The 11,797-nt window shown below is 44.4% G+C and carries 8 protein-coding genes; 3 read left to right on the plus strand and 5 right to left on the minus strand.

The features are described from left to right. The first annotated feature begins 158 nt into the window (after positions 1-158). Positions 159-2,978, plus strand: coding sequence for a PAS domain S-box protein (locus AAC033_RS06325; RefSeq protein ID WP_339736502.1), 2,820 nt, complete (start codon positions 159-161; stop codon positions 2,976-2,978). A 34-nt stretch (positions 2,979-3,012) separates the two neighbouring features. Here AAC033_RS06325 and AAC033_RS06330 read toward each other — a convergent pair whose 3' ends face one another. Next, on the minus strand, positions 3,013-3,894 hold the full coding sequence (locus AAC033_RS06330) for a MerR family transcriptional regulator (protein WP_339736503.1): 882 nt from the start codon (positions 3,892-3,894) through the stop codon (positions 3,013-3,015). Positions 3,895-4,138: 244 nt separating this feature from the next. Here AAC033_RS06330 and AAC033_RS06335 point away from each other — a divergent pair, with 244 nt between their 5' ends. Beyond that, on the plus strand, positions 4,139-6,196 hold the full coding sequence (locus AAC033_RS06335; RefSeq protein ID WP_339736504.1) for a BatA domain-containing protein: 2,058 nt from the start codon (positions 4,139-4,141) through the stop codon (positions 6,194-6,196). Between the two features lie 55 nt (positions 6,197-6,251). On the opposite strand, the gene AAC033_RS06340 is transcribed toward AAC033_RS06335, so the two are convergent. After that, positions 6,252-8,159, minus strand: a complete 1,908-nt coding sequence (locus AAC033_RS06340; protein ID WP_339736505.1) for a tetratricopeptide repeat protein — start codon at positions 8,157-8,159, stop codon at positions 6,252-6,254. Positions 8,160-8,374: 215 nt separating this feature from the next. Here AAC033_RS06340 and rocD point away from each other — a divergent pair, with 215 nt between their 5' ends. Further along, complete coding sequence (rocD, locus tag AAC033_RS06345) at positions 8,375-9,598, plus strand: ornithine--oxo-acid transaminase (protein ID WP_339736506.1); 1,224 nt, start codon at positions 8,375-8,377, stop codon at positions 9,596-9,598. A 432-nt stretch (positions 9,599-10,030) separates the two neighbouring features. Here rocD and AAC033_RS06350 read toward each other — a convergent pair whose 3' ends face one another. The 3 genes from AAC033_RS06350 to AAC033_RS06360 all read right to left on the minus strand — a co-directional run bounded on the left by AAC033_RS06350 (position 10,031) and on the right by AAC033_RS06360 (position 11,737). After that, positions 10,031-10,612, minus strand: coding sequence for a YdeI/OmpD-associated family protein (locus AAC033_RS06350; RefSeq protein WP_339736507.1), 582 nt, complete (start codon positions 10,610-10,612; stop codon positions 10,031-10,033). Between the two features lie 97 nt (positions 10,613-10,709). After that, positions 10,710-11,129: a DUF3788 domain-containing protein gene (locus AAC033_RS06355; protein WP_339736508.1), complete on the minus strand. Its 420-nt coding sequence runs from the start codon at positions 11,127-11,129 to the stop codon at positions 10,710-10,712. A gap of 32 nt (positions 11,130-11,161) precedes the next feature. Next, on the minus strand, positions 11,162-11,737 hold the full coding sequence (locus AAC033_RS06360; RefSeq protein WP_339736509.1) for a DJ-1/PfpI family protein: 576 nt from the start codon (positions 11,735-11,737) through the stop codon (positions 11,162-11,164). Between the last annotated feature and the right edge of the window lie 60 nt (positions 11,738-11,797).

Consider the following 11,797-nt stretch of genomic DNA (forward strand, 5'->3'; position numbering starts at 1 on the left):
CGGAATTCGCAATAAACGATTGGCTTAACTAGTACTAAGCAAAAAGCTTATGTTGAAATAAAAAAAATACTATCTTCGATGCGTAGACAACGAAAACAATTTGTTTGCGAGAAAAAAAGCTGACAGAAAGAGAAAAAACCTAAGGAGACCCAAGCATAATGATCACTGACCTCCTGCTGAATTCAACCCTGCTCATAGCCCTGACTGTGTTATACAGCTTTCTGTTCAGGAAACTGGGAGCTGCCAACTATCGCTTTAAAGCAATAGCTGGTTTACTGTTTGGCTTCATTACCATTATCGGCATGAATATGCCAGTCAGTTACCAACCGGGCATTATTTACGATGGACGCTCAATTGTTCTCTCACTTGCCGGACTTTTTGGAGGAGGCATTGTTTCAGGTATCGCGGCGCTGATTGCTTTGGGATATCGGTTGTACCTCGGGGGGGCAGGAATTTGGGCCGGCGGGGCAACAATCATCATTTCGGCATTGACCGGACTTTTTTTTCGGAGGTTCTACAAGAACAAGCCCGAAAATATTAGCCTAATTCATTTGCTGCTGATGGGCGTGATTACTCATGTGGGTATGCTGCTTTGCCAATTGCTGCTGCCTTGGGAATCAGTTTGGCAGGTAATCGGACAGATCTGGCTCCCGATCCTGCTCATTTTCCCCGGAGCAACTATACTGATGGGGCTGCTACTAAAAAATGAAATTAACCGGATTGCTGCAGAAAAAGTAATCCGCGAAAACGAAACACGCTACCGAACGACGCTGAACAGTATTGGCGACGCAGTTATTACCACCGATAATTCGGGGCTCATCACCTTTATGAACCCGATTGCCGAAGAATTAACCGGCTGGAGTGAAGATCAAGCTTTGGGCAAGTCGGTTAAATCAGTATTTCATATCATTAACGAAAGCACCCGGAGTGACGTTGAATGTCCGGTGGAAAAAGTGCTTTCGCGCGGAACGATTGTTGGCCTGGCCAACCACACGCTATTAATTACCCGGCAGGGAAATGAGTTGCCAATTGCCGACAGTGGCGCACCAATCCGCGATGAAAATGGCAGCATGAATGGTGTGGTGCTGGTGTTCAGAGATCAAAATGAAGAACGGGAATTGCAAAGGAAGCTTCGGTTGAGTGAGCGATCACTTAAAGAAGCGCAGGAAATTGCAGGGATGGGCCATTGGGAATTTGATTTGACGAAGAAAAAAATAAGCTGGTCGGAAAATTTGTACCGCCTCTTTGGGCTAGAGCCATACGAACAAAAACCCAGCTACAAGCTCCTGCGCAGCATCGTACACCCTGATGACATCGAAGAACTGAATCGTGGAGAAAAGCTCATCAGCCAAAGAAAAAGTTCCATTGACATCCGATTTAGGATAATGACGCCTGACGGATCATACAAATGGGTCATGAACCGGATCATTCCTGAATATGAAGTGGAAAAACTCAAAAAGTTGCGTGGGATTAGTCTGGACATCACCGAATCAATCCAAACCCTGGAGGCCTTAAAAAAAAGCCAAAAAAGCTACAAAAACCTGTTCGAGAACGATTCGGCCATGAAATTGCTCATTGATTTGTACACCGGCGATATTGCCAATGCCAACCGGGCCGCCAGAGATTTTTACGGTTATTCGAGGAAGGAACTGAAAAAAATGAATGTCCAGGATATTTTTTTGTTTGCTGAGGGAGAATTTAAACAGCAATTGGATATCGCTCAAAAAAACAACAATAAACAACGGGAATACCAGCACCGACTCGCTGACGGATCCATTCGCGATGTTGAAGTTTATACTAGTAAAATTATTTTCAAAGGCAAAATATACTTGCATTCCATCATTCACGATATCACTGGAAAGAAGGAAGCCGAAAGCCAATTGTCGCTGCTGAGTAAGTCAACCGAGCAAAGCCCGGTAAGCATCGTCATTACTGATCCGGACGGCATCATCAGCTATGTCAACCCGAAATTCACAGAAACCTCAGGTTACACTGCGGAGGAAGTTATTGGAAAAACTCCTTCGATCTTAAACTCCGGAAGACACACCAACGAATTTTACAAGGAACTGTGGCAAACAGTTTTATCAGGCAAGGACTGGAATGGAGAATTCCAGAACCGAAAAAAGAACGGTGAACTATATTGGGAAAGCGCAGTGATTTCTTCCATTGTGGATGAAAACGGACAGATCACCCATTTGCTGGGAGCGAAGGAAGATATCACTGAAAAGAAAAAAATTATGGCCGATTTGCAAAAGGCCAAGGAAAAGGCAGAAGAAAGCGACCGTCTAAAAACCTCATTCCTGGCCAACATGAGCCATGAAATTCGCACGCCTATGAATGCGATCCTCGGATTTACGAATCTTCTGGTTGATGATGAGCAGCTGGATCGAGCCAGCAAACTCGAATTTTCTTCCATTCTGAAGCAAAGCGGCGAAAACTTGATGCAGATCATCAACGATATTCTGGATATTTCGAAACTGGAAACGGGACAACTGACCATGTATCCAAGGGAGGTGGAGATTAAGCCATTGCTCCATGAGCTATATCTCATATTTCAGCAACGGATTAATGAAAGCGACAAATCCCATGTTCAACTCCGGGTTGTGGCACCTGCCGACAATATCCTGCTTCATACCGACCAAGTCCGCTTTAGCCAGGTTTTCATGAACCTGCTGAGCAATGCGATTAAGTTTACCAAAGCAGGCGAAATTCGGTTCGGCATCGCTGAATTTACAGCGGAACAAATCAGTTTCTTTGTTTCTGATACAGGCATCGGAATCAGCCCAGAAATACAAGGTAGCATCTTCGACCGATTTCGGCAAGCCGACGAATCCTTCTCCCGGATTTATGGGGGAACCGGACTTGGTTTGTCAATCTCAAAAAAAATTATTGAACTCATGGGCGGCGATATCCAGTTGGATTCGGAAGTCGGGCAAGGCACCACCTTTACTTTCCGAATACCAGTAAATAGAGTTTGATTTCCTGTATTAAGACAGCTTCATCGGGAAAATTTTAAGCACTTAAAGTTCCAAAGTACTTTTTGAATGCGCGAACATCGGTTACTACCTTAAAGTTGGAAGGCAGTATGGGCTTTACCAGCGCCACCTGAGCACCGGTAACAAATACCTTCTTTCGCTTGAAAATACCGCTTAACTTTTTAACATATTCCTCCAGCTCTTCGGGTTCAATCCCGTTAATAAAAGCAGTAAATACGCGATCAATATCCTGAAGACCATCTAGCTTTGTCAAATCTTCAAACGGCACATTTTGTCCCAAATAAATGGTTCGGTATCCTGATTTAAGTGCCAGGTATTGATAGAACAACAAGCTTAGTTCGTGCAACTCACCTTCCTTCAAGTAAAACAACACTGAAGCCGATGCATCGTGGTTGGCAAAGGAGGAACAGGCGCGAATCAGCATGTGGCGTGTGATATTGGAAACAAAATGTTCCTGTGCCGGGAAAATGGACCCGATCTGCCAGTAAATGCCAATTTTCTCAAACAGTGGAAACACGACCGTCATAAAAGTCTCTTCAAATCCCTGTTTATCAATCTGCTGTTCAAGCAAATCTTCAAAGTTTTTATGATCAAAATTCACCATGTGAACAATCAGCTGGTCGATGATGTCGTGAGATGAAAGTGACTGTTCATTCAGCTTCAGTACTTCCTTGTGAATCTGGTCGTTGTCAAAAACCGAAACTTTCGAGATTTTATAGCCGTGCTTAACCAACATCGAAACATTCAGCAGCTTCCGTAGTTCTTCATCGCTGTAGTAGCGGATATTGGTTGTGGTACGCTCAGGTACCAGCAAACCGTAGCGTTTTTCCCAAATCCGGATGGTATGAGCTTTAATGCCCGAGAGTGTCTCCAAATCTTTAATGGTATAATAATTCATGGCGTATTCAGTTACGTGTCTTGGATGATTGATTTTTGAGATCAGTATAAAAGCAAAATCGATCACTTTTGAAATCTACATTAAAATCAATAAGCTTAACACGGCACAAGTAATTTTGTTTAATCTTATTCTATAATTAATAAACACCAGAGTGAAGTCAAAAAGGGCCGAAACAGAAGAAGAAATTAATTTCAGAGATCAAACAATTCCATTAATTTTGGTCTTCAATCATTAAGCAATTGAAATGAGGTTTATCTATCCCGAATTTTTACCGGCACTGTTATTTATTAGCATTCCCATTCTCATCCACTTTCTTCATTTCAAACGTTACAAGACCATTTATTTCAGCCAGGTTAGCTTTTTGAAAGCCATTAAGGAAGAAACGAAAAAGAAGAACAACCTCAAGCAACTGCTCATACTTATCAGCCGGATTATGACCATTGCGGCTTTGGTTCTGGTTTTTGCGCAGCCTTATTTGCCCGCCAACAGACAGGAACAGAAGCTCGGCCGCCAATTAATTGGGCTTTATGTCGATAATTCATTCAGTATGAACAGTGAATCGGAAAATGGACTACTGCTTGAACAAGCGAAAAATAAGGCGATAAGTATTGCCAACAGCTACGGCCCGGGGACCAGCTTTGTGTTGATGAATAACCAAAATCTGCCCGAGCAGCAACAATTGCTCAACAAAACCCAATTGATCAGCCAACTGGGAGCCATTCGTGAAAGTCCGGGGTCACTCTCCATGTCAAATGCCCGCAGCCTGCTCAAAAACAACTTGGAAAAGCAGGAGCTTAAATCAGGAAAAATGATTTACCTGATCTCTGACTTTCAAGCTTATCGTTCTGATTTTTCGGAGATGGAAAACGATACGAACAGCCACACTTTTCTGATTTCGATGGGCAGCCCTTTCTCCAATAACCTGCTTATTGACACTTGCTGGTTTGAAACGCCCGGGCATAAGAAAAATCGCGAAGAGACGCTTTTTGCACGTATTCAAAACCGATCAAGTCAAAGCTACCAGAATATTCCGGTTCGCCTTAAAATCAATGATACGATCAAGGCCATCAACAATTTGAACATGGAGCCCGGCGAAAGTCAGGTGATTGAGTTGGTTTACAAGAACAATCGGGTGGGGACCCATCGTGGAGTGGTTGAGTTGGACGACTATCCCATGATTTACGACAACCAGTTTTTCTTTAGCTATGATGTGCGAGATAAAAACAGGGTGCTGGCCATTTCACCCGACGGCGATCCGGCAATGGACAAGCTACAAGCGCTTGTTTTGAACGATGAAAACATTGAATTTGAAAAGACGACGGAAAAGCGAGTCCAGGTTGGCCAGTTTCAAAACTTTCAGTGCATTTATCTGCTCAATCTTAACGAGCTTAGCTCTGGCCTGATTAATTCGCTGAATCAGTTTGTGCAAAAAGGTGGTTCGCTGGCCGTATTTCCGGGTAAGAAAGCCGATATCGCCTCGTATAACGAACTTTACGGGCAATTGCAAGTTGATCGGATCTCGGCAGCCGATTCGGCCAGTTTGCGAATGGAAGCGATCAACTACAATCATTCGTTGTTGGAAGACGTTTTTCTGCACGAACGTAAAAACCTCGAACTGCCTGTTGTCAACTTCAGCTATCGGTTCTCGAAAAGTAGCCGAAGCACGCAGTCTCAGGTAATCGGGTTTAACAACTTGCAACCGGCTGTGTCAGAATACCAAGTGGGCTTGGGGCGTCTTGTCAGTTTTAGTTTTCCGTTGGATGACGAACTAACTGATTTTGCCCGGCATGCCATCTTTGTTCCCCTGGTTTACAACATTGCGCTCAACAGTTTCGATCCGCAGGAAATTCAGTACGAAATTGCCAACAATCTGATTGTCAGTCTTCCGGTGGATGAGGCGGTAGGTGCAGGAAAGAATTTGATTATCACTCCATTGGGAAGCGATGAAAACATTCAGGTGCCGGTTATGAATCAATATGGCAATCAAATTCGCGTTGATTTGCAGAACACCATTCGCCAAGCTGGATTTTACGAGTTGCGCTTGCATCAGGATAAAATTAAAACGCTGGCCTTTAACTTTAACCGGCAGGAGTCGCTGTCGTCGTCGCTCACAACTACCCAGCTGGAAACTGCTTTGGAACAGGCGAATTTACATGGTTTCGAACTGCTTGATGGGAGTGACGCTAATTTTGAAGCCCGGGTACAGGAGGCCAACGACGGCCTTGCACTTTGGAAATTTTTTCTGGTACTTGGCTTACTGTTTTTAGCTGCTGAAATAGCCATCAGCCGTTATTGGAAGTAGGGGACGACTGGATGCTTGATTCTAGATGTCTGATGCAGTCGCCTGATCTCGTGGGCTAGGTGTTTTGCGTGGATTCAATATAAGGAATGGTAAACCGGAAAGTAGCGCCCTTTCCCGGTTCACTTTCTACCCAAATCAGGCCATCATTCTTTTCAACAAACTCGCGACAAATAACCAAGCCAAGTCCGCTGCCTGTTTCACCCGCGGTTCCGGCCGATGTGGTGTTCTCTTCGTAATTGAAAAACTTGTGTTGTTTTTCAGCATCAATTCCCACGCCTTGGTCAATCACAGAAACCTGGATGCTGTGCCCAATCTTTCTTCCTTCGATCCGAATCACGGAATTAGAGTATGAAAACTTGATGGAGTTGAATACCAAGTTGCGAATCACCGTTGCGATCATATCTTTATCGGCAAATACAACTAGTTCGTCATCGATCGCCACCTCAACGGTTTGTGATTTAGCTGCTAAGTTTGGAGTAGCCAAACTGACTACATTGTCAACAATCCGTTTTAAGTTGAAGAAGGTCTTGTACACCTTGATACGGTTGGTTTGTGCACGGGTCCAGTAGAGCAAGTTTTCGAGCAGGGCAAACCCTTGCTCCGTAGCATCGTTCAAGTCGGTAATAATCTGGCTCAGCTCCTCCTTGCTAAACGAGTCAAATTCGGATCGCAGCAAGCTGGTATAACTGACCAGGGCATTGAATGGATTCTTTAAATCATGCGCAATAATGGAGAAGAAGCGATCTTTGGCAACATTCAATTTTTTCAATTCGCGCGTTTTTTCCTGCAATTCACGGGCCAACTGTTTTTCTTTTCGCAGCAAGACAAAGAGAACCAGCAAGAAAAAGATAACCAAAACGATAATTACATAGAGGTAGACTTGCCTGTTTTTTGTGCTGCTCAGCAACTCCTTCTGCAGGCTGTTCTCCTGCTGTAGCTCCAGGATTTCGCGTTGTTTTTTTTCTGCCCGGTACTGGGCTTCGAGCTTACGAATCATTTGATCTTGCCGCTCTGTATTCAAACTATCATAGACTTCATTGTACTTATCGTAGTATTCGAAAGCGTTTTTATAGTCCCCAACTTCTTCATAGTAAATCGATAGATTACCGAAAATATCACCCTGAAAGGCATATAGGTCTTGGTCGTTTGCGATTTTTAGCGCTTCGCTAAAGTTCTTTAGGGCTGTTGGATATTGCTTTTGATCGAGGTAAACCAGGCCAATATTGTTTTTTGCGAAAGCGATCCCACCTAAATCGCGGGCTTTCTCGTATAAATTGAGCGCCTGATTGTAGCGGTCCAGACTTTCTTCGTATTTTTTCAGATCATAAGCCAAAGTTCCCTGGTTATTCAGCACGTGAATCATCGACAAGCTGTCATTCAATTTTTCAGCCAGTTGGTAGGCGTTTTCATAGTTCGATCTGGCCAAATCATACAGTTTCAGATTTTGATAACCAATTCCCAGGTTGAGGTACGAACCGATCAGTCCCTCTTCGTTGCTGCTCAAACTATCGAGCCGGTATGATTCCCGGTAAAACTCCAGCGCACGGTTATAATCTTCCAATTCATCGAAAATCATCCCCAGATTATTGTAGAGTTTGGCCTCTTGCCTGATATTGGGAGTCTTATTCAATAAATTTAGACCTTTGTAGAAATTATCGGTGGCACTTTCAAAATCTCCAACGTTGTAGTTGGCCAGTCCCATGTAATTATGCAAATCAACCTCAAGTGAATCTTTCCCTTGGTGGATGGCACTATCTAAAGCTTCTTGCAGGCAGGAAAATACGAAATCATGGTAGTGAACGGAGTCCAGGTATTGGTCGGCAAAGTCAATGAGCAAATCGAGCCTGTTATTTTTGTGTTCGTCAAGCACTGATTTCAATGAATCAAGCTTGACCGTCTGACTATAAGCAGAGGCAAAAACAAACAAGAACAAACACAATGAAATTACTTTTTTATGCTTCATGAACAGCCAGTTATACTGATTGGAACGCAAATATAAAACAAAACAAGCAAGAATCTTCGAAATTATCACCGGATGCTGGTAAAAGTAAAAAATATGTAACCGGGAAATAGTTTTATCATTTCCGAAGTATTTCTTTAACAGGCTAAAACGCTTTGAAATACAACAGATAATCCGTAAATCTGTTAGCAGAATAAACACCTTAATTTTGCAAAAATATGAAGACTCAATCAGCTCAATCTTTCATCGATCGTGAGGCACGATTTGGAGCACACAACTACCATCCACTGCCGGTCGTTTTGGAGCGTGGCGAAGGCATTTATGTGTGGGATGTGGAGGGAAACCGCTACATGGATTTCCTGGCTGCATACTCAGCGGTAAACCAGGGACACTGCCACCCCAAAATTGTTGATGCCCTGACCAGTCAGGCACAGACCTTGGCTTTGACCTCGCGCGCCTTTTACAACAATGTGCTGGGCGAATGGGAAGAGTATATGTGTAATCTGCTTGGCTACGATAAAATGCTGCCCATGAACTCGGGTGCCGAAGCAGATGAAACAGCGCTGAAACTAACTCGTAAATGGGCTTACAAGGTCAAAGGAATTCCACGCAACGAGGCGAAGATTGTGGTTTGTAACGGCAACTTCCACGGGCGCACCATCACCATCGTATCCATGTCGTCCGATCCGGATGCCTACAACGATTACGGACCTTACACGCCAGGATTTGTGAACATTCCTTACAACGATCTCGAAGCCTTGGATCAGGCGTTGCATGATCCGAACGTAGCCGGATTTCTGGTTGAGCCTATTCAGGCCGAAGCAGGAGTTTATGTGCCCGAAGATGGTTTTCTGAAGAAAGCTTCGGAACTCTGCAAGAAGCACCGAGCGTTGTTTGTGGCCGACGAAGTGCAAACCGGATTGGCACGCACAGGCAAAATGCTGGCTTGCGACCACGAAGGCGTGCGCCCCGATATCCTGATTTTAGGTAAAGCCATTTCTGGCGGCATGTTTCCCGTATCCTGCGTGTTGGCTGATGATGAAGTGATGATGACCATCCGACCAGGAGAGCATGGTTCAACCTATGGTGGCAATCCCATTGCCGGGAAAGTAGCCATGGCTGCCATGAATGTGATTGTGGATGAAAAGCTGGCAGAAAATGCCGAAAAAATGGGCTTGCTTTTTCGCAGTGAAATGGTGAAGATCGATTCGAAAATGATTGAAATTGTTCGCGGAAAAGGCTTGTTGAATGCGATTGCTATTAAACCGGTGAAAGGAAAAACAGCCTGGGATGTTTGCCTGGCCATGAAAGGAAATGGTGTTCTGGCCAAACCAACCCATGAGCATATCATCCGGTTTACGCCACCGCTTATCATCAACGAGGTGCAAATGATGGAAGCCATTGGGCGGATTAAAAAAACCTTTGACGAATTCGGGGTTTAGTATAAGCCTGCTTCCCTTCGTGTTGAAAAAAATGGAGCCAAACATTTTTATGTTTGGCTCCATCAGCAGAGCTAAGGTCACTGACCCATTTATTATTTACCCGGTCGCTTTGATCACATCGGAGTAACTATTCATACCCGATCATTCGTTCTTTGTTGAACTTAACACCGATCAAAACGAATTGCGATTTGCTTTTTTCTCCCTCTTTTCAGCTTTTCGTTCTTTTGGCGTCTTGAGAGGTTCCTTTTTTTCGCTTTTCTTCGTGTCGTGTGATTTTGCCATAACGTTCCTTTTTAAAAGGTTAATTTTAGAAATCCGGAATGAATCCATTCGGGCATTCAATCCTTTGTAAAATTACATTTTTATTCGATCTCAAAGAGCCGTTGGGTATAATTCTTTCTTTCAAAATCTTCGGTGCTGAAAACCAGCTTATCAGCGCCTCATAGCTTTGATTTTAAGTCCCGATTCGCTGTCGGCCATCAATTCGGCCAAGCGTCTGTCCCGGGTAACCTCCTGCTTGGCGCTCATTACCCAGTTGATGGCTGCTTTTTGGTACGAAGGCGCAAGCGTTTCAAAGAAAGCCCATGCTTTTTTGTTGGCCCGAAATTGTCTTTCAAATTCCTCCGACAGGCGGGGCGCTTTTCGTTCAAAACTGTAAATTTCCGATCGACTTTCCTTGCGGATTTGAAAGGCTGCCAATCCCGATGGTCTCATCAGTCCGAGCTTGGTTAATTGATCCACTTTTCGAATATTGACGGCGCTCCAGTTGCTGTTCGGACGGCGTGGTGTAAACCGGTTCATGTAGCGCTCCTCGTCAATCGACTTCCGGATTCCATCAATCCAACCAAAACAAATGGCCTGGTCAACTGATTCGCTCCAGTTCATACTCTTTTTCCCGCTTTTCACCTTGTAATAACCAACCAGTACTTCGCTGGCTGTTTTGTGGTTTTCCTCGAGCCAACGCCTGAATTCGGCAGCCGATTCAAAAAATATTGGTTGATTAATTGCTTCCATTTTCAACTTCGTTTGAATGCTCTATAAACAGGCAGTTTGCTTGGATTGTTTGGCGGGGCGTTCTGTCTCGAGTTAAGTTTACTTCTCACTCCAAATCCTAGTTCGCCAACTTAATTTCAACCAGTTGCTGAATGTCAGGCACTATTCGCTCGTCACGCACATCAATCCGAATTCCACGTCCTTCGGCATAAACACGGGCCTGCAACAATTCCTGTTTAATTTTCGGGCCCACCGTGCTTGCCAGAACCTGGTCGGTCGCTTTTTGCCCGAATACAAAAGCCACTTTAAAGTAGCCCTCGCGAGGCAGCATATAGGCAATAGCGCGTCGCTTGTCTTTGATTCGGAAGTTCCAGCCATAGGTTTTCCCCGGATAGGTCCACTCTTCCACTCCGCGTGGATATTTTTCCAGAATAAACTGCCGGATCTGTTTCCACAATGCATAGGTTTTGCCCAGTGGAGCAACCAAATCATTGGGATTTGGCTGCCGGGCTTTGTCGGTAAAAATGCTGAGGGTCATCTTCGTTCAATTCCAAGAAGTTGGGAAAAGTGCTACAATTCAATTTTGGCTCCCATCACTTTCAAAAATTCACGCATAAAAGCCGGATGTGCGGGCCAGGCCGGCGCAGTCACCAACTTCCCATCAACAAAGGCGTCATCGACCGAAATGTCCTGATATTCTCCACCAGCCAAAGTTACTTCCGGACCAACTGCCGGATAGCAGGTCAGTTTACGGCCTTTTACAACCCCGGCAGCAGTTAGAATCTGGATGCCATGGCAGATGGCAGCTACCGGCTTATTGGCTTCGAAAAAGTGCTTCACGATTTCGATGACCTTCGGATTGAGACGCAAATACTCCGGCGCCCGACCTCCGGCAATGACCAGCCCGTCGTACTGCGAAGCATCAACATCAGCAAAACTGTAGTTTAAGGTAAAAAGGTGACCGGGTTTTTCGGAGTAGGTTTGGTCGCCTTCAAAATCATGAATGGCCGTTTTTACCGTTTGTCCTTTCTTTTTGTCAGGACAAACAGTATGCACTTCGTAACCTACCATGACCAGCATTTGAAAGGGCACCATGGTTTCGTAATCTTCAGTAAAATCTCCGGTTAAAAACAAAATTTTCTTCATTGGTTTGCGGTTTTAAAGGATTACTAAAATGGTTGGTTCAAGCGGATGAAGGGCTTTTAA

It is taken from the genome of uncultured Sunxiuqinia sp. (assembly GCF_963974515.1).
Taxonomy (GTDB): Bacteria; Bacteroidota; Bacteroidia; order Bacteroidales; family Prolixibacteraceae; genus Sunxiuqinia.

Bases quoted from the DNA above. Each gene is read 5' to 3' on its own strand.
- AAC033_RS06350 (WP_339736507.1), bottom strand. From the start codon at position 10,612: ATGGAAGCAATTAATCAACCAATATTTTTTGAATCGGCTGCCGAATTC.
- AAC033_RS06355 (WP_339736508.1), bottom strand. From the start codon at position 11,129: ATGACCCTCAGCATTTTTACCGACAAAGCCCGGCAGCCAAATCCCAAT.
- AAC033_RS06360 (WP_339736509.1), bottom strand. From the start codon at position 11,737: ATGAAGAAAATTTTGTTTTTAACCGGAGATTTTACTGAAGATTACGAA.
- AAC033_RS06335 (WP_339736504.1), top strand. From the start codon at position 4,139: ATGAGGTTTATCTATCCCGAATTTTTACCGGCACTGTTATTTATTAGC.
- rocD (WP_339736506.1), top strand. From the start codon at position 8,375: ATGAAGACTCAATCAGCTCAATCTTTCATCGATCGTGAGGCACGATTT.
- AAC033_RS06330 (WP_339736503.1), bottom strand. From the start codon at position 3,894: ATGAATTATTATACCATTAAAGATTTGGAGACACTCTCGGGCATTAAA.
- AAC033_RS06340 (WP_339736505.1), bottom strand. From the start codon at position 8,159: ATGAAGCATAAAAAAGTAATTTCATTGTGTTTGTTCTTGTTTGTTTTT.
- AAC033_RS06325 (WP_339736502.1), top strand. From the start codon at position 159: ATGATCACTGACCTCCTGCTGAATTCAACCCTGCTCATAGCCCTGACT.